The 20,466-nt window shown below is 69.9% G+C and carries 19 protein-coding genes and 1 tRNA gene; 6 read left to right on the forward strand and 14 right to left on the reverse strand.

What is annotated here, in order from left to right; genetic code table 11:
* Positions 1–50 precede the first annotated feature (50 nt).
* From MTS1_RS12740 to MTS1_RS12755, 4 genes are read right to left on the reverse strand one after another with little or no spacing between them, the layout of a single operon-like run.
* Positions 51–1,697 (reverse strand): ABC transporter ATP-binding protein, encoded by a 1,647-nt coding sequence (locus MTS1_RS12740; RefSeq protein WP_023954613.1) that lies wholly within the window; start codon positions 1,695–1,697, stop codon positions 51–53.
* Positions 1,694–2,611: an ABC transporter permease gene (locus MTS1_RS12745; RefSeq protein WP_023954614.1), complete on the reverse strand. Its 918-nt coding sequence runs from the start codon at positions 2,609–2,611 to the stop codon at positions 1,694–1,696. The genes MTS1_RS12740 and MTS1_RS12745 overlap by 4 nt, the downstream gene beginning before the upstream one ends.
* Positions 2,608–3,573, reverse strand: a complete 966-nt coding sequence (locus MTS1_RS12750; protein WP_023954615.1) for an ABC transporter permease — start codon at positions 3,571–3,573, stop codon at positions 2,608–2,610. Before MTS1_RS12750 ends, MTS1_RS12745 begins: the two co-directional genes overlap by 4 nt.
* A 43-nt stretch (positions 3,574–3,616) precedes the next feature.
* Positions 3,617–5,143 (reverse strand): ABC transporter substrate-binding protein, encoded by a 1,527-nt coding sequence (locus MTS1_RS12755; RefSeq protein ID WP_023954616.1) that lies wholly within the window; start codon positions 5,141–5,143, stop codon positions 3,617–3,619.
* Positions 5,144–5,293: 150 nt separating this feature from the next.
* On the opposite strand from MTS1_RS12755, the gene MTS1_RS12760 reads away from it, so the two are divergent.
* The gene (locus MTS1_RS12760; protein WP_023954619.1) at positions 5,294–5,962 is read left to right on the forward strand and encodes a DUF1028 domain-containing protein; all 669 of its coding nucleotides are present in this window, start codon (positions 5,294–5,296) and stop codon (positions 5,960–5,962) included.
* Here MTS1_RS12760 and MTS1_RS12765 read toward each other — a convergent pair.
* The 4 genes from MTS1_RS12765 to MTS1_RS12780 all read right to left on the reverse strand — a co-directional run bounded on the left by MTS1_RS12765 (position 5,943) and on the right by MTS1_RS12780 (position 9,840).
* Positions 5,943–6,536 (reverse strand): helix-turn-helix domain-containing protein, encoded by a 594-nt coding sequence (locus tag MTS1_RS12765; RefSeq protein ID WP_023954621.1) that lies wholly within the window; start codon positions 6,534–6,536, stop codon positions 5,943–5,945. The two genes, MTS1_RS12760 and MTS1_RS12765, sit on opposite strands and share 20 nt — an antisense overlap.
* Positions 6,537–6,637: 101 nt before the next feature.
* A complete protein-coding gene (locus MTS1_RS12770) occupies positions 6,638–7,204 on the reverse strand; it encodes an NADPH-dependent FMN reductase (RefSeq protein ID WP_023954623.1) in 567 nt (188 codons plus the stop codon).
* Positions 7,205–7,306: 102 nt separating this feature from the next.
* A complete protein-coding gene (locus tag MTS1_RS12775) occupies positions 7,307–8,662 on the reverse strand; it encodes an SLC13 family permease (RefSeq protein WP_023954627.1) in 1,356 nt (451 codons plus the stop codon).
* Between the two features lie 65 nt (positions 8,663–8,727).
* Complete coding sequence (locus MTS1_RS12780; RefSeq protein ID WP_023954629.1) at positions 8,728–9,840, reverse strand: PrpF domain-containing protein; 1,113 nt, start codon at positions 9,838–9,840, stop codon at positions 8,728–8,730.
* Positions 9,841–10,078: 238 nt separating this feature from the next.
* Here MTS1_RS12780 and MTS1_RS12785 point away from each other — a divergent pair, with 238 nt between their 5' ends.
* Positions 10,079–10,990: a LysR family transcriptional regulator gene (locus MTS1_RS12785; RefSeq protein WP_023954631.1), complete on the forward strand. Its 912-nt coding sequence runs from the start codon at positions 10,079–10,081 to the stop codon at positions 10,988–10,990.
* A 54-nt stretch (positions 10,991–11,044) separates the two neighbouring features.
* Here MTS1_RS12785 and MTS1_RS12790 read toward each other — a convergent pair.
* Positions 11,045–11,117, reverse strand: a tRNA-Ala gene (locus MTS1_RS12790).
* Positions 11,118–11,174: 57 nt separating this feature from the next.
* Here MTS1_RS12790 and MTS1_RS12795 point away from each other — a divergent pair.
* Positions 11,175–12,374 carry an amidohydrolase family protein gene (locus MTS1_RS12795; protein WP_023954633.1) on the forward strand — a complete coding sequence of 400 codons (1,200 nt, stop codon included), beginning with the start codon at positions 11,175–11,177 and terminating at the stop codon, positions 12,372–12,374.
* Positions 12,375–12,382: 8 nt separating this feature from the next.
* Here the strand turns inward: MTS1_RS12795 and MTS1_RS12800 are convergent, their stop codons facing one another.
* The 3 genes from MTS1_RS12800 to galU all read right to left on the reverse strand — a co-directional run bounded on the left by MTS1_RS12800 (position 12,383) and on the right by galU (position 14,897).
* Positions 12,383–13,285 (reverse strand): hypothetical protein, encoded by a 903-nt coding sequence (locus tag MTS1_RS12800; protein WP_023954635.1) that lies wholly within the window; start codon positions 13,283–13,285, stop codon positions 12,383–12,385.
* Between the two features lie 72 nt (positions 13,286–13,357).
* Positions 13,358–13,999 (reverse strand): GNAT family N-acetyltransferase, encoded by a 642-nt coding sequence (locus tag MTS1_RS12805; RefSeq protein WP_023954637.1) that lies wholly within the window; start codon positions 13,997–13,999, stop codon positions 13,358–13,360.
* A 19-nt stretch (positions 14,000–14,018) separates the two neighbouring features.
* Entirely contained in the window at positions 14,019–14,897 is an 879-nt protein-coding gene (galU, locus tag MTS1_RS12810; RefSeq protein ID WP_023954639.1) for a UTP--glucose-1-phosphate uridylyltransferase GalU, read from the reverse strand.
* Positions 14,898–14,963: 66 nt separating this feature from the next.
* Between galU and MTS1_RS12815 the strand changes: the two genes are divergently transcribed.
* Genes MTS1_RS12815 through mscL form a run of 3 tightly spaced genes read left to right on the forward strand, consistent with a single transcriptional unit; the run spans position 14,964 to position 16,391 of the window.
* The gene (locus MTS1_RS12815; protein WP_023954641.1) at positions 14,964–15,560 is read left to right on the forward strand and encodes a 5-formyltetrahydrofolate cyclo-ligase; all 597 of its coding nucleotides are present in this window, start codon (positions 14,964–14,966) and stop codon (positions 15,558–15,560) included.
* Between the two features lie 13 nt (positions 15,561–15,573).
* A complete protein-coding gene (locus tag MTS1_RS12820) occupies positions 15,574–15,864 on the forward strand; it encodes an FmdB family zinc ribbon protein (RefSeq protein ID WP_023954643.1) in 291 nt (96 codons plus the stop codon).
* Between the two features lie 32 nt (positions 15,865–15,896).
* Positions 15,897–16,391 carry a large conductance mechanosensitive channel protein MscL gene (mscL, locus tag MTS1_RS12825; protein ID WP_023954645.1) on the forward strand — a complete coding sequence of 165 codons (495 nt, stop codon included), beginning with the start codon at positions 15,897–15,899 and terminating at the stop codon, positions 16,389–16,391.
* 5 nt (positions 16,392–16,396) lie between these two features.
* Here mscL and MTS1_RS12830 read toward each other — a convergent pair whose 3' ends face one another.
* Positions 16,397–16,591: a hypothetical protein gene (locus MTS1_RS12830; RefSeq protein ID WP_036305846.1), complete on the reverse strand. Its 195-nt coding sequence runs from the start codon at positions 16,589–16,591 to the stop codon at positions 16,397–16,399.
* Positions 16,578–20,306, reverse strand: coding sequence for an ATP-binding protein (locus tag MTS1_RS12835; protein ID WP_036305847.1), 3,729 nt, complete (start codon positions 20,304–20,306; stop codon positions 16,578–16,580). Before MTS1_RS12835 ends, MTS1_RS12830 begins: the two co-directional genes overlap by 14 nt.
* Positions 20,307–20,466 lie beyond the last annotated feature (160 nt).

A 20,466-nucleotide genomic window follows, 5' to 3' on the forward strand; every position in this document is an offset into this window, starting at 1 on the left:
CGCACCTGAACGAACCCGACCATCGCCGGAGAACCCCTTCCGGCCTCGCGTCACGAGAGCGTCAGGCGGGCCCGTGGCTCCTCGGGCGGCACAGCGGCCAGGAGTCGCCGGGTGTACTCGTCCGATGGCTCGGCGAAGATGCGCCGGGCAGGGGCCGACTCGACGACCTTGCCGTCCCGCAGCACGACCACGTCGTGACTCATCTGCTGCACGATCGCGAGGTCGTGGGCGATGAAGAGGTACGTCAGTCCCAGCTCGCTCTGCAGGTCGCGCAAAAGGTCGAGCACGTGCGCCTGCACAGACACGTCGAGCGACGCCGTCGCCTCGTCGAGGATCATCAGCTCCGGTTCGAGGGCGAGGGCGCGAGCGATCGAGATGCGCTGACGCTGCCCGCCCGACAGCTCGTGCGGGAACCGGGTAGCGAACGCCGCGGGAAGACCGACCATGTCGAGCAGTTCTGCGGTGCGCCGCTCTCGCGCGGCGGCGGTCGGCCCGCCGAGCCGGTGCACGGCCAGCGGCTCGATGATGGCGTCGCCGACGCTCCGCCGAGGGTCGAGCGAGGCGAACGGGTCTTGGAAGACCATGGAGATCCGCCGGCGGTCGCGCCGCCCGGAGCGCAGAACGTCGCGTCCGGCGAGCGTCGCGGTGCCCGAGTCGGGTCGCACGAGACCCGTCAGCGCATTCGCGATCGTCGATTTGCCCGACCCCGACTCGCCCACGAGAGCCGTCGTGCAGCCGCGTCGCACCGAGAACGACACCCCGTCGACGGCGTGGATGGTACGGCGTCCGGTGGGAGTCGGAATCGTGAACGACACATCGAGATCCGTCACCTCGAGAAGGGACTCGGATGCCGCGGGCTCGGGCGGACCGGCATCGGCCACGATCCGCGGCCGCGCGTGGAGCAGCTCGCGCGTGTAGTCGTCTTCAGGGGCGGCGTAGACGTCTTCGACGGGTCGGTGCTCGCGGGTCCGTCCCTCGCGCAGCACCAGGACGTCGTCGGCCACTTGCCCGATGACGCCGAGGTCGTGGCTGATCCACACCACGGCGGTACCGCGCTCGTTCTGGAGCTCGCGCACGAGGTCGATGATCTGGGCCTGGGTGGTGACGTCGAGGGCGGTCGTCGGCTCGTCGGCTATCAGGAGCGCCGGATCGCAGGCGAGCGCGATCGCGATCATCGCGCGCTGACGCTGCCCCCCGGAGAACTGGTGCGGGTAGGCGTCGACACGCTCGTCGGGTCGGGGCAGGCCGACGGCGTCGAGCAGGTCGATCGCACGCGTGCGCGCCGCGCGGCGGGACAGACGCCGATGGGTCTCGAGCGACTCGGTGATCTGCCGACCCACGGTCAGGAACGGGTTGAGCGACGTCGACGGGTCCTGGAAGACGAAACCGACGCGGTCGCCGTGCACGCTGCGCAGCGTGCGCTCGGATGCGCCCACCAGCTCCACGCCCGCGGCATCGATGCTGCCGTCATCGTTCCGGCGGCGCAGCATGCTCGATCCGCTGACGCGGGCCCCCGGGGCGTCGATGAGTCCGGTCGCCGCCAGCACCGACATCGTCTTGCCCGACCCCGACTCGCCCACGATGCCGAGCGTCTGGCCGGCGATGACGTCGAAGCCGAGGCCGTGAACGATCTCCTTCGTTCCGATGGCCACGCGCAGATCGCGCACCGAGAGCACCGGGTGAGCAGCGGCGGTCATCGCGCCCTCCTCGCTTCGATCAGGGTCCGCTGACGCGGATCGAGGATGTCGCGCAGGCCGTCGCCCACGAGGTTGAAGGCGAGCGCCGTGACGAAGATCGCGGCCCCCGGGAAGACGCTCATCCACCAGGCCTGGCCGAGGAAGCCCTGCGCGGTGAACAGCATCCCTCCCCACGATGGCGCCGGAGGCTGCACCCCGAGCCCGAGGAACGACAGCGCCGCCTCGGAGAGGATCGCGAAGGCGAGCGACAGCGACGTCTGAACGACGACGGGACCGGCGATGTTCGGAAGCACATGGCGGGTGAGGATCCACCACCCGGGCGTCCCCATCGTCTGCGACACCTGGACGAACGCAGAGGTGCGCACCGACAGCGCGCTGGCTCGGGCCACCCGCGCGAAGATCGGGGTGTAGACGATGCCGATCGCGATCGTCGTCGTCACCTGGCCCGGCTGGAAGATCGCGACGATCGCGAGCGCGAGCAGCAGCACCGGGAACGCGAACATCACGTCGACGACCCGCATGAGGGCGGCATCCACCCAGCCGCCGCGGTAACCCGCGACGGCGCCTATCGCGAGGCCGAGGACGAGGGCGAACAGCACGGCGACCACCGCGATCGTGAGCGAGGTCGACCCCGCCACGAGCACGCGCGAGAGGACGTCGCGACCGAGTTCATCGGTGCCGAACCAGTGGTCGGGGCCGGGGGGCTGCAACGCGCGCGAGACGTCGATGTCGTTGATGCCGAAGGGGGCGATCCAGCCCGACAGCACCGAGAGCAGCACAATGGCGAACAGGCCGGCACCACTGACCACCGTCGTCGGGTTGGACAGCAACAGACGCCAGGCGGGCGTGCGGCCGCGGTCGGCGACGGCGGGTGCCGTGGCGGGCTCGGGGGTGGCGGAGGCATCGATGGTCATGAGACTCGGATCCTCGGGTCGGCGATCACGTAGAGCACGTCCACGATGAGGTTGACGGCGATGAACATCACAGCCACCAGCAGGACGGCTCCCTGGATGAGCGGATAGTCGCGGGCAGCCACGGCTTCGAAGACGAGACGTCCGAGACCCGGCCAGGCGAAGACGACTTCGACCACGACGACTCCGCCGAGGATCGTCGCGAGCTGGATACCGGCGATCGTCAGAACCGGCACCAAGGCTCCGCGCACGATATGCCGGAATGTCACGACCCGGCGCGGAAGCCCCTTCGACACCGCGGTGCGGACGTATCCTGCCGACGCCACGTCGATGACGGCCGCTCGGATGTAGCGGGTCATGATCGCCCCCGCGACCAGGCCGACGGTGAGCCCCGGCAGGAACACCTGTCGCAGCCATCCGCCGGGATCCGTTCCGAAGGCGACGTAGCCGCTCGCCGGCAGCCAGCCGAGCGTCACGGAGAACAGCGAGATGAGCAGCATCCCGAGCCAGAAGTCCGGGATCGAGACGCCGAATTGACTGGTGAGCCGCACGATGACATCACTCACGCGTCCTTCGCGCAGCGCCGAGTGGATTCCCGCGGGGACGGCCAGGACGAGGGCGATGACGAGACCCACCAGAGCCAGCGAGACCGTCGCGGGCAGGCGGTCGAGCAGCGTTACGGTCACCGGCTGCCCGTTGCGGAAGCTCACCCCGAGGTCACCCGTGACGGCGCTGCCGAGGTAGCCGAAGAACTGTTCCCACAGGGGGCGATCGAGGCCGGATGCCGCGCGCAGGGCCTCGTAGGCCTCGGGCGTGTACCGCGTGCCGAGGGCCAGGCGCACCGGGTCGCCCGGCACGAGCTGGATGAGGGCGAAGACGACGACGGCGACCCCGAGCAGCACGAGCGCCGACGAGAGCAGGCGCACGCCGAGGAACCGGGCGATACGCGCGGGGCTGATTCTCATGAGGCCTCCTCTCGGACGGACCGTGCTGCTCGAGGGCGTCACCTCAGTCGCCGATCGATGCGTCGTCGAACCGGATGGCGCGGTCGGCACGCGTCTCGTAGCCCGAGACCTGCGGCGACCACACCTGGATGACCGACGGGTTGTAGAGGTAGATGTAGCTGGCCTCGTCGGCGATGATCGTCGCGGCCTGGGCGTAGAGGCCCTTGCGCGCGTCCTGGTCGACCTCGACGCGAGCGGCGTCGAGCAGTCCGTCGACCTCGCTGTTGGAGTACTTCTGCGCGTTGCTGGCCCCCTCGGTGTGGTGCTGCGAATAGTAGAAGTCGTCGGGGTCGATGTTGCCGAGCCAGCCCATCATGAGCATGTCGAAGTTTCCGGAGTTCTGCTCGTCGAGCCAGGTAGAGAAGTCGGGCTGGCGGATCTGCACGTCGATGCCGAGCGGCTCGAGGTTCGCGGCGATGATCTGCGCGGCCGTGACGGTCTCGGGATAGTCCGACGTCGCGAGCAGGTCGAGCGTTCCGCCGGTGAAGCCGGCCTCGTCGAGCAGCCCGCGAGCGGTGTCGAGGTCGGTCGAGTACCGGTCGTAGGAGGTGTACCAGACGCTCTGCTCGGGGATCGCGAGCTGGTTCTGCGCGGCGGTTCCGTAGCTGACCGCCTGGACGATCGCGTCCCGATCGATCGCATACGCGATCGCCTGCCGCACCCGCACGTCGCTCCACGGTCCCCGCGCTTCATTCAGGGCCAGGTACCAGTAGTCGCTCGAGGGGGTGAGGCCGAGCTGCACGGCGTCGTCGCCCTGCAGGTCGGAGACCTGCTGCGTCGGCACGACATCGGTCCATTGGATGTCTCCGGCGCGAAGTGCGGCGAGAGCCGTGGCCGGCTCCGAGATGAAGCGGAACTCGACACCGCCGAGCTCGGGTGCACCACCCCAGTAGTCCTCGTTGGCGGCGAGTTCGATGCGGTCGCCGGCCGTGTAGCTCGCGACCGAGAAAGGCCCGGTGCCGATCGGCGCGGTGGTGATGTCGCCCGACTCGACGTTCTCCTTCTTCACGATCGCCATGCCCTTGAAGCCGCCGAGGTTGCTCAGCAGGTTCGGCGTGGGCTGCGAGACGGTGATGACGACGGTGTCGTCGTCGGGAGCGGTGACGTCGGTGACCGCGCTGAACTTCCACGCGTTGGCGAGTTCTTCGTCGATGATGCGGTCGTAGGAGTAGACGACATCCGCACTCGTGAAGTCGGAGCCGTCGTGGAAGGTGACGCCGTCGCGCAGATCGAAGGTCCATGTCAGCTGGTCATCGCTGACTTCCCAGCTCTCGGCGAGGGCGGGCTGCATCTCGAGATTCTCGTCGGGGGCGACGAGTGTGTCGAAGACGTTCTCGAGCACCTCGAACGCGAAGTACGAGCTCGTGCGATGGGGGTCGAGCTGGTCGGGTTCACCGCCGATGGCCGCGACGAGGACGTCGCCCTCGACGCCGGCGGCGCCGTCGATATCGACGCCTTCGCCCGCGGAGCAACCGGCCAGGGTGAGCGCCGCGACGAGGGTCACGGCGCCGAATGCGGTGCGCTTGTTCATGGTCTGCCTATCGGGTCATCGGTCGGGGCATCATCGCTGGTGCATCATTTTGATGATGATTCGATCAGTATGTGCCACCATGAGGGAGGGCGACAAGCGCACGCCCAACTCGAAACAGAATCTTCACAATCGCCCCGCGAGAGGAATCGCATGACCTTCACCGTCCTGGCACGCGATGGTCGTACGGACCTGATCGGCGCTGCCACGGCGAGCAAGTCGCTCGCCGTGGGCAACGCCGTCATCGATGTGCGGCGGGGTGTCGGCGCGGCGGCGAGCCAGGCATGGACCAATCGGGCGCTGCGGGGCCGACTTCTCGACGCGGTCGCGTCGGGATCCGCAGCGGATGCCGTCGCACTCATCCCCCGCTGGGACGACGAGCCGGCACTGCGCCAGGCCGCCGTTCTGCCGGCGGCGGGCGCGGGGGCAGCGCACACGGGTGCGGACACGTCGCCGTGGAGCGGCCACCTCGTCGAGACTGACCTGATCGTCGCCGGCAACCTGCTGACGGGCGAAGACGTGCTCGGCGCCATGCGAGACGCATGGCTGGCTGGCGACGAAGACCCGACGATCACGCCCGCCCCCGATGCAGCCGCTTTCGCTGCGCGCCTCGTCGCCGTCCTCGCGGCGGGTGAAGCGCAGGGCGGCGATCGCCGGGGACGCCAGAGCGCCGCGGTCATGGTGACGTCGTCGGGTGTCGCCGGCGACGCGTGGGTCGACCTCCGGGTCGACGACCACGACGACCCGCTCGCGGAACTCCACCGGCTCGTGGAGCTGCGCGCGAGCGATCTGCGCCTGGATCTCAGCGCTCGAAAGGCGTGACGGCGCCGAGCACGACCGTGACGTCGTCGTGGCCGTTGGCCCACCAGTGCGCCTCGGAGCAGCCGTAGGTCACCGTGTCGCCGGTTTCGAGCCGCACGCGACGCTCGCCCTGCGCGACGATGAGCACCCCGCGCTCGACCGTGACGGTCTCGGTGCCGATGTGGCGGAACGGACGGCTTTCATTGCTGAATCCGACCGGTAGGGTCGACCGGATCAGCTGGAGCATCGATTCGCCCCGCGGCGTCAGCAGCTCGCGGACCGACTGCTGATCGGCGGGGATATCGGCGATCGGCGGCATCCGGTGCCCCTGGCCGGCGGCCACGACGGCGAGCTCCCCCGCCGGCTCGTCGAGCAACTGGCCGACCGGCACACCGAGGGCACCCGCGAGTCGATGGATCGACTGGAGCGACGGATTGCCCATTCCGCGCTCGAGCTGGCTGACGAGCCCGAAGCTCACTCCCGCCTTCTCCGCGAGGGCGTGCACGCTCAGCCCGAGGCGCTTACGCGAGTCACGGACGGTCGCGCCGAGAGCGCGCACCGCTTGGGCTTCGTCGGTCTCGGGAGGGCGCGTCACGCCTGTCACCCTACCGGCGACGACACCATGCGCCGGGGTGCATCACGACGACAGGGCGCCCGACCGTGTGGTCGGGCGCCCTGTCGAGAGGGGTCTGCTGATCAGCTGGCGGCAGCGAGGTTCTTCGCGACGTGCGCGTGCACGGCCTTCAGCCACGAGAGCAGGAACTCTGACGTCGACTCGTTGGTGACGGTGCCGTCGTCGTCGATCAGCCCCTCGGTGAGCTGCAGGTAGCCCTCGGGCTGCGAGAGCTCGGGCGACGCGAGGAACGAGAGGATCGAGCGCAGGTGCTGCTGCGCGACGGCGGTACCCACCGCGCCGATGGAGATGCCGATGACAGCGGACGGCTTGCCGGCGAAGCTGTTGTCGCCCCACGGACGGCTCGCGGTGTCGAGAGCGTTCTTCAGGACGCCGGGCACCGAGCGGTTGTACTCGGGGGTGACGATGATGACGCCGTCGGCCTTCTCGACCGCAGCCTTGAACTCGGCAGCCTCGGCGGGAATCGACGCGTCGTTGTCAGCCGAGTAGAAGGGCAGCGGTGCGATCGGGATCTCGGTGAGCTCGAGCCCGGCCTGCGGGGCCAGCTTGGTGAGCGCCTTCGCCAGACGACGGTTGATCGAGGTCGACGAGATGCTGCCGACGATGACGCCGACGTTGTAGGTGGTCATGGACGAAACCTCCCGGGGGATCGATTCAGTTGCATGCATTCTACGCCCCCTCGCCGACCGGCTCGCGACGCGCACGGCTGCCACCGTACGCGCCCGGATCCGTCAGAGCGAGAACGGCACGACGAGCGCAGCCCAGGCGAGGAACGGCCCGATCAGCACGATGACCCCGGAGTACCGCAGAATCCGCTGGTAGAACGCGGGCGGGTCGACGTTCTGGGCGTTCGCGAGGACGAGCGCGCCATTGGTCGAGAACGGCGAGACGTCGACGACCTTCGCGGCGATCGCGACCGCAGAGATCGCCATCCCGCCGGCGACGGGGCTGTCCTGGATGAGCGGCAGGAGCATCGGGATCGAGATCGCGATGACCGCCGTCGACGAGGCGAACGCCGAGACGACACCGGCCATGACGCAGAGCACGAGCACACCGATGAGGGGCGAACCGAGGCTGCCGATCCCGTTCGCGACCCACTCGATCGCGCCGGCTTCTTCGACGATGCTGATGTAGGTGATCATGCCGGCGACGAGGAGGATGGTCGACCAGCTGATGCCCTCGACCGCCGCGGTGAGGTGCTTCTTCTCGATGAAGGTGATCAGGGTGCCGGCGACGAGCGCGAGGATGCCGATGTCGAGGTGGAACGCCATGGCCCCGACGGCCAGCCCCAGCAGGGCGAGCAGCGTCAGAACCTGAGCCGGCGTCGTCCGCACGCGAGGGGTCTGGAGGGTCTGCGTGAGAGTGAGGACCGAGCCCTGCTCGGCGCCGCCGACGGAGATGTTCCCCGTTGCGGGCACGCGGGGTCCGGGCACCGCGCCGCCATCACCGGTGCTGCTGTCCGCAGCGCCCGGGTACGCTCCCCCGCGAAGCCGGTTCTTCCACGAGAAGAACAGCTGCGTCAGGATCGCGATCAGCGTCGAGTAGACGAACGCCGTCACGAACAGCACCATGGGCGAGAAGCCCGGGGTGTCGCCCACCATGCCGCTGACGAGCAGGCCGAGCACCGAGATCGGCGAGAGCGAACCCGCCAGCGCCCCGTACACGACGGTCATTCCCACCGGCAGCGGGTCGAGGCCGTGCTTGGCGGCGAAGCTGAGCGCGACGGGGGCGACGAGGGCGACGGCGGCCGGCGGGAACGTGCCCATGGCCGTGAGGATCGCGGCGACCCCGAACAGCACCCACGGCACCAGCGCCGTCCGGCCCCGCACGAGGCGGACGCCGCGGTCGACGATGAGGTCGACGGTGCCGTTGAGCTTCGCGACGGCGAACAGATAGGTGACGCCGACGATCGTGAGGAAGAGGTCGGCGGGGAAGCCCGCGAGCATCTGCTTCTCGTCGAGGCCGAGCACGAGCGTTCCGACGAGGAAGGTGCCGATGAATCCGAGGATGCCGATGTTGATCGGCCGCACGGTGGCGATGATGACCATCGCGAACAACGCGAGTATCGAGATGAGTTCTGGTGACATCGTTGTCTCCCAACGGGGGTTGGCGGCGGCCGGCTGCGCCTCGGCGAGGCCGACCGCCTATCTGATCATCGGACGAGGAGGGCTTCCTCGACCAGTCCCGATGCGTGATCGGGCAGCTGCTCCAGCGGCAGGGTGACGGAGGCATCCGCCAGCCGCCGTGCCGAGCGGGTGATGCCGACCGCGGGCAGGGCGCCGTGTCGGCCGATGCGGGTGCTGACGACACCCGACGGCGTGCGAAGCGAGGTGACGTCGGCGGCGCCTCGCGCGGCCATCCTCGACACGACGGTGCCGGGAGTCGCCGCCGCCAGCGTCAGCGCGACGCTGCCGGTGATCGCAATGGCCGGGTGCGCCTTGCCCATCGACATCATCGTGACCCCGAAGTCGTGATCGTCCGCGCTGCGGGGCGACACCAGGGCGACCTTGGGCACCGCTTTCAGCGCGGCGACGGCGGTCGCCGCGAGCCCCATGCGGACGGCGCCTTCTCGACGGATACCGTCGATGCGGGCGAGCAGCTCGGGTCGCGCATCGATCTCGGCGGGCGTCTCGAGGCCGGTCAGGCCCAGCGCCGTCGCCTCGGCGATGACGACGGGCGCGCCGCCGTCGATCAGGGTCACCGGAACACCGTCGATCTCTTCCAGCGCGACGCCGGAAGGAAGCAGCCGTCCCGAGGTCCGGCCGGCCGGGTCGACGAACCAGAGCACGACCTCGAGGCCCGCGAACGGGACGCCGACGATGTGCGTGTCGCCGGACTCGTCGAACATGCCTCCGGGCGTCGGCACCTCGGCGACGATCAGCTGACCCGTGTTCGTGTTGAAGATGCGCACCGCGGTCCGATCACCGCGCGGCGCGAGCCACCCGGCGTGGAGGGCGTAGGGCGCGACGGCGGCAGAGCAGTTGCCGCAGTTGCTCGACCAGTCGACCCGGCCGTCGGCGAGACCGATCTGGGCGAAGGTGTAGTCGATGTCAGCGTCGTCTCGCCGGCTCGGTGCCAGGATCACGGCCTTGCTGGTGGTCGAGGTGCCACCGCCGAGGCCGTCGATCTGCCGTTCGTCGGGGCTGCCGTACAGGCGCAGCAGGATGTCGTCGACGGGTGCGCCGACACGCTCCAGCTCGTCGCGGCGGAACACCCAGCACTTGCTGGTCCCGCCCCGCATGAGTGTCGCCGGAATCTCCAACATGGCCGCCTCCTGAGGTGTCGGCATCCATGCTCGTCTGCAGCTTCGTGCAGCAAAATGACCGATCACTTCACGCCCGTGAAGTGATCCTTCATACTGCTGGCGCGGAGAATCCCGGCATTCACGCGAGCGGTCCGGCCGAAAGTGTCGCCCGGGTCAGCCGTGATCGTGAAGCATCGCTTCATCCGCTTTCAGCGTGCGAGCTCTCGCCTGTACGGTGGAGGCGGAAAGCGAGGCCCCCATGCTCGATGTGCGACGACTGGCTGTCCTGGTGACGATCCTCGATCACGGGTCGCTGACCGCAGCGGCGAAGACGCTCGGGTACTCACCCTCGGCGCTCTCGCAACAGCTGCAGCGGCTCGAGCAAGAGGTCGGCCAGCCGCTGGTGCGGCGCCAGCCGCGCGGCGTCACGGCCACCGAGGCGGGCGCGCTGCTCGCCGGGCACGCCCGGTACATCCTGCGCCGGCTGCGGGCAGCGGAGTCCGAGCTGGGCGAGCTCGCAGGTCTGCGGCGCGGCCGCATCGCAGTCGGCACGTTCCCGACGATCGGCACTACGCTCATGCCGGTCGCGATCAGCCGCTTCCGGCGCGACTACCCCGATGTGCGCCTCGACGTGCACAGCGCCCGGTTCGACGAACTCGTCGCCGCTCTGCAGGAGAACACGATCGGCCTGTCGCTGCTGTGGGACTACGAGTGGAACCGCATCGACGAGCCCGACCTCTCGATCACTCCCCTGTTCGAAGACCCGACAGTGCTGGTGGTCTCGCAGGACCACCGCCTCGGGCGCACCCGCCACGCGACGATGTCGATGCTCCGACACGAGGAGTGGATCGTCCGAAAGCGCGACCACCCGGTGGCCGAGGTCCTGGAGCGCAGCTGCCGGGCCGCCGGATTCAGCCCGACCATCGCGTTCGAGGCCAACGACTACCAGGAAGCCCTCGCAATGGTGAGCGTCGGCCTCGGCGTCGCCCTCGCTCCGCGCACGGCGGTGCAGTCCGCACGGCCGGACGTCCGTATCGTCGGCCTCGGCCAGGACGCACCCTCGCGGCGCGTCGTCGTCGCGCATCGCAGCGACCGCGTCCGCCCGCCCGGGGAGCGCGCGATGCACCAGATCCTCGTCGACGTCGCCCGGGAGCAGCTCGTCGCCGGCTGACTTTCCGCATATGCGAAAACCGGCATCCTGATGGATGCCGGTTTCTCGTTTCGGTGGACCTGAGGGGATTCGAACCCCTGACCTCTTCATTGCGAACGAAGCGCGCTACCAACTGCGCCACAGGCCCGGAACTCTCCCACACTATCACGCAGTCGGGGCTGGTCCGTGCGCGCACAATGGAGGGATGCTCCACCCCGCGGCATCCTTGATTCGCAACGTCCGTGTCGCCGACGCCTCCGCCGTCGACATCCGCATCGCCGACGGCCTGATCACCTCGGTCGAGCCGGCAACGCCGCAGGCGCCGCCCGCAGACGCGGGCGACACCGGCCTCGAGATCGACGGCCGGCGCACGCTCGCGCTGCCCGGCCTCGTCAACGCTCATGCTCATGTCGACAAGTCGTGGTGGGGACTCCCCTGGCAGTCGTACGGCGGCGAGGGCGGCACCGACGGCCGCATCCGCCACGAGCGCGCCCGTCGCGACGAGCTGGGCATCCCGAGCGTGTCGACCACGGCACACGTTCTCGAGCAGTTCGTCCGTCACGGCACGACCGCCATCCGCACGCACGTCGATGTCGACCTCGGCGTCGCCCAGCGCGGCATCGAGGCCGTGCGCGAAGCGGTCGCCGCGTACGACGGAGCGCTTCAGGTTCAGATCGTGGCCTTTCCCCAGGACGGCGTGCTGCGCCGCCCCGGCGTCATCGACCTGCTCGACGAGGCGGCCGCCGCCGGCGCGGACTTCATCGGAGGCCTCGACCCCGCGACGATCGATCGCGACCCGGTCGGCCAGCTCGACGCGCTCTTCCGCGTCGCCGCCGACCGCGGCGTCGGGATCGACCTGCACCTCCACGACCCCGCCGAGCTCGGCGCGTTCCAGATCGAGCTGATCATCGAGCGCACCGAGCGTTTCGGTCTCGCCGGACGCGTCAACATCGCGCACGGATTCGCGCTCGCGCAGGTCGGCGCGACGCACCGGCGCGACCTGCTCCAGGCGATGGCCGCGCTCGACATCACGATGACGACGGTCGCGCCCCTGCGCCTCCCCCAGCTGCCGCTTCACGAACTGGACGCCGCGGGCGTGCGCTTCGGCTTCGGCACCGACGGCATCCGCGACCTGTGGAGCCCCTACGGCACCGGCGACCTGCTCGGCATCGCCTGGCAGTACGCCCGCGCCTCGAGCCTCGTCCGCGACGACGACCTGCGCCGTGTGGTCGACATCGCGACGGGCGGCTCGGCCCCCTTCGCGGGACTGCCGGTCGGCCGGATCGAAGCGGGCTCGCGCGCCGACATCATCCTCGTCGACGCGGAGAACCCGATGGACGCGCTCGTGCGCACACCCGAGCGCGAGATCGTCGTGGGGAACGGGCGCGTGCTGTTCCAGCGCTGAGTCGGGCGTCAGCCGGCCGCGCGCTGCGCGAGCAGACGCCGGACGTGATCCTCGATCTGCGCGTCGTCGACCTGACCGGTCGGCACGAATGCGGGGGTGGGTGCCTTGGCGGCCCGGCTGGCGTCGAGGGATGCCGGCGCGCGGCGCGCGGCCTCGCGCTGGATCGCCTCACCGACCGCGGCCTGGCGCAGCGCTTCACGCGCGTCGACCTCGTCGAGCACGGCCGCGGCGCGCGAACCGGCGGAAGCAGTGAGCGGGCGGGGCAGCTCGCGCGGCGTCCAGGTGGCACGCGCGTCGGCGAACTCGAACTCGGGCACGACGGCCGACTCCGGCTCGACACGAGCGGTGACAGTCGGGGCGACGACGGCGGAGCGGGCGGCGCGTCGAGCTACCGCAGCCATGCGGTTGAGCACGACCGTGGCCACGAGCAGAGTCGCGAGGCCCGAGACCAGCAGCGCGGCCGATCCGGACGAGGTCAACATCCATCCGCCGGCGCCGGTCGCGCCAGCGGCCAGCAGAGCGACGATCGTCGTCGCGAGGCGGAGCCGACGGCGGACACGAGCCCGGTGCTCGGGCGACGTCATGCGCGCGGTGCGCGCGGCGCGCACCTCACGGCGCGCTTCGATGAGCTGGCGGCGCTCGCTTTCGAGTCGCAGCTGCTCCTTCTCGTGCTGCACCTGGCGGGCGAGCTTCTGCTGCGCCAGCGCGGTGCGCGTCGAAAGCTCGACCCGCACCTCTTCGGGCGCCTCAGCGGTCTCTGCGAGCACGCGCAGCGCCTGGTTCAGGCGGACGGCGTTGCGTTCGGCGGCGTCGTAGCGGTAACGACTGTGCCAGGACGGAAGCAGATAGACCATCCACAACGCGACCGCGACGAGGACGATCACGCCGCCGCCGAGAACCTGCCCACCCATGGGGACAACCGTACGTGGCATCCTCCGTGGTGACACTTCAGACACACCCGTGTCTGAAGTTCTTGTTCAACTTTAAGGTTCGAGACCCGCCGCGCGGCGGTCCGCGAGCGGGACGGTGGCCGCGTCGGGAGGCACAGCGCCCTCGAGCCAACGCCCGAGGACACCACGAGGCACCTCCTCTGCGACGAGCGCGAAGGCGAAATGGTCGCGCCAGTCGCCGTCGATGTGGATGTAGCGGCGGCGCAGTCCCTCGTAGCGGAATCCGAGCTTCTCGACGACGCGCAGACTCGCCCGGTTCTCGGGACGGATGCAGATCTCCATGCGGTGCAGCCGCAGCTCCTCGAAGCAGAGATCCGTCGCGAGGGCGACGGCGGTCGGCGTGATGCTCTTGCCGGCGAACCGCTCGCTCACCCAGTAACCGATCGTCGCCGACGACAGCGAACCGCGCGCGATGCCCCAGACGTTCAGCTGACCGGCGATCTGGCCCTCATGCTCCATGACGAACGGCACTCCGCTGCCGTCACGGTACTGCTGCAGCAGACGCCGGATGCCGAGCCGCATGTCGAACGACACGGGGCCATCGGGGCTCGTCGCCTCCCATCGCTGCAGCCACGAACGGTTCGCCAGCAGCTCGGACTGCAGGGTGCGGGCGTCGCGCGGCCTGATCAGCCGTATGGCCACCGGTCCGTGGTGGCGGGGTGCGGTGGCCTCCACGCGCGTTCCCGTTCTCGTGTCAGAGGGTCCCGACGAAGTCCTTCAGCCACGGCCGCAGCTCAGGACCGAGGTCATCGCGATCGGAGGCGAGCTGAACGATCGCCTTGATGTAGTCGAGCCGGTCGCCCGTGTCGTAGCGGCGTCCGCGGAAGACGACGCCGAGCACGCCCTCGGTCGTCGCGAGCTCTTGCAGCGCATCCGTCAGCTGGATCTCGCCGCCCTTGCCCGGCTCGGTCCGCTCGAGGATCTCGTACACGTTGGGCTTGAGGACGTAACGACCGATGATCGCGTAGTTGGAGGGTGCGTCCTCCTTCTTCGGCTTCTCCACGAGCCCCGTGACCTTGACGACATCCGGGTCGTCGGTCGGCTCGACCGCCGCGGCGCCGTAGAGGTGGATCTGGTCGGGGTCGACCTCCATGAGGGCGACGACCGTCAGACCCGAGCGCTCCTGCTCCGCGAGCATCTTCGGCAGCAGCGGGTCGCGCTCGTCGATCAGGTCGTCGCCGAGCATGACGGCGAACGTCGCGTCCCCGACGTGGGCGCGGGAACGCAGCACCGCGTGCCCCAGACCCTTCGGCTCGCCCTGACGGACGAAGTGGATGTCGGCGAGGTCGGACGACTCCTGCACCTTGCGGAGCTTGACGTCATCGCCCTTGCGCGTGAGGTTGTGCTCGAGCTCGGGAACGGAGTCGAAGTGGTTCGACAGGTTGTTCTTGTTGCGCCCGATGATGATCAGGACGTCATCGATGCCTGCCTGGGTCGCCTCTTCGACGACGTACTGGATCGCCGGCTTGTCGACGACGGGCAGCATCTCCTTCGGCATGGCCTTCGTGGCGGGAAGGAAACGGGTGCCGAGGCCTGCGGCGGGGATGACCGCCTTGATGCGCTGCTGAGACATGGGACCACCATATCGATCAGGTGCCGCAGACGAGCCCTAACGCGCACAGCCTTTACAATCGGGGGCATGTCCGACGCGATCGACAACGCAAAGCGCGCGCTGCGGGCGGACCTCCGCGAACGCCGGTACGGGATGTCGGATGCCGCGCGCGAGTCGGCCGCCGACGGCATCCGCGAGCAGCTTCGCGAGCTGGTGGCCAGAACGGGCGCCCGCTCGATCTCGTGCTACCTCTCGGCGCCGACCGAGCCGGGCACCCGCGCCTTCATCGACGAAGCCGTCGCGGCGGGAGTCCGGGTGCTCCTGCCGATCAGCCGCAACGACGGCCTGCTCGACTGGGTCGTCGCCGAACCGGGGGCCGCCGTCGCTGACGGCCTCTTCGGAGTGCCCGAGCCGATCGGCGAAGTGCTCAGCCCCATCGCCGTCAGCGACGTCGATCTGCTCGTCATCCCCGCCGCTGCGGTCGACGCCGCAGGCATGCGCCTCGGCTGGGGCCGCGGGTACTTCGACAAGACCCTCGGTTCGATGGAGAACCGCCCGCCGGTGTACGCCGTGCTCTTCGACTCCGAACTCGTCGACGAGGTGCCGCGCGACCTGCACGATCAGCCGGTCACCGGCGTCGTCACTCCCACCAGAACCGTCGTCCTCGCTCCCGAGGCGCACTGAACACCGAGGAACCATGCCCACCTACGCCTATGCCTGCAAGTCGTGCGGGCACCGCTTCGACGCGGTCCAGTCCTTCGCCGAGCCTGCTCTCACGGTCTGCCCCGAGTGCTCGGGCGAGCTCCGCAAGCAGTACGGGTCGATCGGCGTGACCTTCAACGGCGGCGGCTTCTACCGCACCGACTCGCGCGCGAGCGGGTCAGGATCGGGCGCAGCGTCGAGCACGTCAACCGGTGGCGGTGACTCGTCGTCTTCGGCATCATCGAAGTCCGAGGCGAAGTCCTCCCCCGCCGCGGCGGGTTCCTGACACCCCGGCGCGTCCGGACAGAGAGGAGAGCCATGATCAAGGGCTTCCGCGATTTCATCATGCGCGGCAACGTCATCGACCTGGCCGTCGCCGTGGTCATCGGCGGCGCGTTCACCGCCGTCGTCAACGCGATCGTGTCGAGCATCATCAACCCGCTCGTCGAGCTGTTCTACCAGCCCAACGAGGAGGGTATCGCCGGTCCGACGCTGACCGGAATCTACGGTCAGCCGGTCCCGTTCCCCCTGGGGGGACTCATCACGGCGATCATCAGCTTCTTCGCCGTCGCTCTCGTCGTGTACTTCGTGTTCGTCGTGCCGATGAACAAGTGGAAGGAGCGCCAGGCCGCCAAGGCCGGCGTCGTCGAAGAGACGGCGAAGCTCCCGACCGAGCAGGAGCTGCTCATCCAGATCCGCGACCTGCTGGAGAAGAACAACGCCGCGAGCTCCACGTCGCCCGCACCCGCGGCGGCTACCGACGCCCCGCTGCGCCGTTCGCAGAACACTCCCCCGGCAGCGCCTTCCGCCTGACGGAGTCAGTAGTGCGGCGGAACCTCGTTCCGCATCCGCGCATCGTTCGGACCGGATGCCCCGGCCGCGCCCTCGGCGCCGGCCGGGGCATCCGTCGTCTCATCGGCCGGTGTCGGCTCGGCCGTGGTACCCGGAGCTGCGGTCAATCGGGCGCGACGGCGACCGACGCGCTCCACCCGTTGCCGATCAGTCGATGACATCGAGCGGCTCGGTGCTCGCATCCGCCGTCGGCGCCTCGGGCTCGACGCCCAGGATCGCCGCGACCCGTGCGGCCACACCGGCGGGATCGCTGTAGAGATCGAACGAGTGCACGCGGATGTAGTGCCATCCCAGCCGCCGCAGGATCTGCGGCCGCAACCGCAGCGACTCGCGGAGCGACTGTCCGATCGTCTCGGGGTCGCCCTCGACCACGACCGCCTTGCCGTCGCGCTGCGCGACCAGCGGAAGCAGCCCGCGGTATGCGACATCGACCGCGACGCCGAGGCGGCGGAGGTTCTGCGCGAGAGCGAGCGTCAGGGGGTCGGCGAGGTCTTCGAGGCGGGCCTCGCGGGCGCGGGCTGCGATGCCCCCGAGGATCGACATGAGCGTTGCGGCGCCATTCTCGAGGCGGCCGTCGTCGAACGCGGACGGCCGGATCGACGACACGATGACCATGGAGCGACGGGCGCGCGTCATGCCGACGGTGAGCAGACGCTCGCCGTCCGGTCCGGAGAGCACGCCGAAGTCGCTCAGGACGCGACCGTGGCGGGTGAGGCCGTACCCGAGGGAGAACACGACGCGGTCGCGGCTCTCGGCCACAGACTCCTCGAGCCCGAGGACGGCGAACGGCTCAGCCGTCTCGCGACCGACGAACTCGGCGACATCCGATCGTCCGGCGAAAGCGGCCTCGACGGCGGCGCGGATGCGGAGGGCGTGCTTCGTCGACGCGGTGACGACCATCAGCGACTCGTTCGGGCGGTTGACGGCGTGCTCGACGACGAGCGTCACGACGCGGGCGACCTCGGCGTCGGGGCTCTCCACCGCACCGGAGTCGGGGTCGGGCGCGCCGACACCGCCTTCGACGTAGTCGACGCTGAGGCTGCCTCGTCCGAGGTACGAGCCGGCCCAGGGGAACGAGACGATCTCGCCGCCGTAGAAAGCCTCGTTGACGAGCTCCGCGAGGTCTTCGCCTCCCGCGCGGTAGCTGCGCGTCAGGGTCTCGACCGGGACGATCTCGGCGAGCCGCTCGAAGACGCTGCGCTCTTCGGAGTCGACGAGGGGCTCGTCGGAGGGATCGCGGTCAGCGGCGATCTCGAACGGCGTCGGTCGCTGCGTCACCGGATCGCCGAACGCGACGACCTGCCGCCCGCGGCGGAGCGCAGCGGCGGATTCGGCGACGCTGAGGGCGCCGGCATCCGCCAGGATCACGACGTCGTAGGCGGGACGGGCGGGCAGCGTCGCGACCTCGTAGGGCGATGCGATCCACACCGGCGCGAGGGTCCGAAGCAGCTTGGGAGCGACCGCGAGCAGCTCGGCGGCCGAGGCGGTGCCCTCGCGCAGCGCCGACTTCAGCGCCGCGGTCTCGTCGGCCTCGTCGACGATCGCGATCTTCCATCGCGTCGCGAGTTCGGCCGCGAGCTGCTGCCCCGCCGATGCCGCGTGAGCCTCGTCGACGAGGCGGAAGTCGCGTTCGAGCCGGTCGACGACGCTGGTGTTCGCGCCGAGCAGCGCACGGTCGCTGCGGAGCATGGCCTCGAGGGCGGACTGCCACCACGCGAACTCGAACTCCGACGCGACGCGTTCCTCGGGCACATGCCGCACGGAGAGCTCGGTCAGCAGACCCTCGAGGCCCAGTGCGGCGAGCTCGCCGCGCAAAGTGGCGCGCTCGACGAGGTTGTCGAACACATCGGAGTCGGCGGCGAGTCCGGCGAGGATCCGCACGAGCTCGGGGATCGGCGTCGCGAGCAGGTCGTGTCCGGGGCCGAGAACGCGAGAGAGCTCACCGAGATCGGCATCGACGCGCTGCCACGAGGTCGCGACGGCATCGAGGCCCGCGGGGATCTCGGGCACGACGCCCGCCTCGGCGAGGCGCTGCCACTGCTCTCGCTGCTTCTGCACTCGCACGAGGGCGTCGTGCATGTCGGTGACGTGCATCCCGGGACGCACGTACTCCTTGGACAGGCGGCGCAGACGGCGACGCGTGGCGCCGTTCATCTCCGGGGTGTCGCGGCGGGTCGAGTGCGCCTCGATGAGGTCGCCCAGCGGACGCTCGAAGACGGTCAGGCTGAAGCGGTCGAGCGAGGCGCGGATGCCCTGCAGCAGACGGATGTACGCGCCGAGCTCGGCGAGCGTCGTGAACGGCCGCATCCGGGTCTGTCCGATGAGCTCATACCCGCGCTCGAGGATCTCCGGGATCTCGGTGCGGTGCAGCCGACCCGCCAGAGCGTGCGCGGCGCGTGCCTGCTCGGTCGTCTCGAACGCGACGCCGTACCAGGGCGAGTCGTCGGGACCGAAGCGGAACTCCCCCAGCCGCGCAGCGGTCGCGAGCGAAGCGGCGGCTTCAGCGCGTCGTGTCGAGAGGCGCTGAAGGGTCGCGGAATCGAACCGGGTGGCAGCCGAGGGCTGCGGAGACTCGGCGGCGATCGTCGTCAGCTTCTGCAGCACCTCGAGCGGCGAGACGCCGAGCATCGGATGCCGCTGCGTCAGCGAGACGCGATAGTCGCGCAGCACCGTGCGCAGGCGCACCAGCGCGTCGTCGATCTCACCCATCTTGGGGTGCTGCGCCTTCTCGTTCCGGGCGATCGCGCGAATGAGGTCGCGGTGGACGCCGCGAGGCGAGACGGCGAGCCCGGGCAGCCCGATGCCGGCGAGGCGGTGGCGGACGCCCTCCAGAGTGGAACGGCGGGCGCTGACCACGAGGACGCGCTTGCCTCGCCTGACCAGCTCGCCGACGGCGTTGATGATCGTCTGCGTGCCCCCCGTGCCGGGGAGCGTGTGGACGACGAGCGACTGCCCCGCGACGATGCGGTCGAGGACGCCTTCCTGCTCGGCGTCGGCGTCGAGCAGCAGGCGGTCGGATGCGGGCGGGCGGTCGTCCGAGGGAACGGCGTCGGGCACCGGGTACCGCGTCGCGATAAGAGCGCGGTCGTCCTCGTGGCCCGCGAGCGCATTGAGCACGGGCACGTCGAGGTCGGCGGCGTCGCGTTCCGCGCGGGCGGCGACATCGGCGAACGTCGAGACGATCAGGCGCGGCTGCACGGTGAACGTGTCGACATGCGCCGTCAGGGCGCGGAGGTGGTCGATGACGGGCTGCGGCTTGAAGACGCCGCCGTCGTACGCGAGCGCGGCCAGCCCGCGCCGGTCGAGGTCGATGCCGAAATGCGTGCGGGCGATCTGGACGAGCTCGGGGTTGACCGAGAAGGAGCCGTGGAGCTTGAGATCGAAGTCGCCGTGATGACGGCGGATGGCGAGCGGTCGCAGGAGGACGGGCGCGTTGTAGGTGAGTCCCCCGGCACGCCACGAGGCGAACCCGACGCCGAGATGGACGGTGTCGAGGCCGCGCGTCGTGCGGAGCTCGACGTCTTTCGCGGTGATGCGCCCGGCCGCGAGCCGTGCCGTGCGCAGTCCGACCTCGTCGCGGAACAGGTTCGACAGCAGCGTCGACCGGCCCGTGATGAACTGCGGCAGACTGCCGGGATGCGCCTTGGTGATGTCGATGCCGACGTCGTCGGAGGCGATGTAGTGCAGCAGCGTCGACCGGCCGCCGAGCTGAGCCGCCTGCACGCGGATGCGCTCGCGCTCCGGGTCGGCGACGTGCGCGACGGCGACGTCCTCTTCGGCGACGTCGAGCTGCGCCGGGGTCACCGATTCGACCCGAACCTCGTCGGCTGCGTCCGGACGGACGGCTCCTCGATCTCCTCGCCACACAGCACACACCCTAAGCGGCGCGACCGCATCCGACACTCAGGCGCCGCCGAGTTTCGCGCTATTGCCGACACGCCGGAGGATCGGCGTTTCCTCCCCAGCCTTCCCGCCGGCGATCTCCTCCCACGGTTCGCTGACCCCGCCCGTCGTGCGCGAGGCCGCCCGAGATGAT

The sequence above is a fragment of the Microbacterium sp. TS-1 genome (genome assembly GCF_000509385.1).
Classification (GTDB): domain Bacteria; phylum Actinomycetota; class Actinomycetes; order Actinomycetales; family Microbacteriaceae; genus Microbacterium; species Microbacterium arborescens.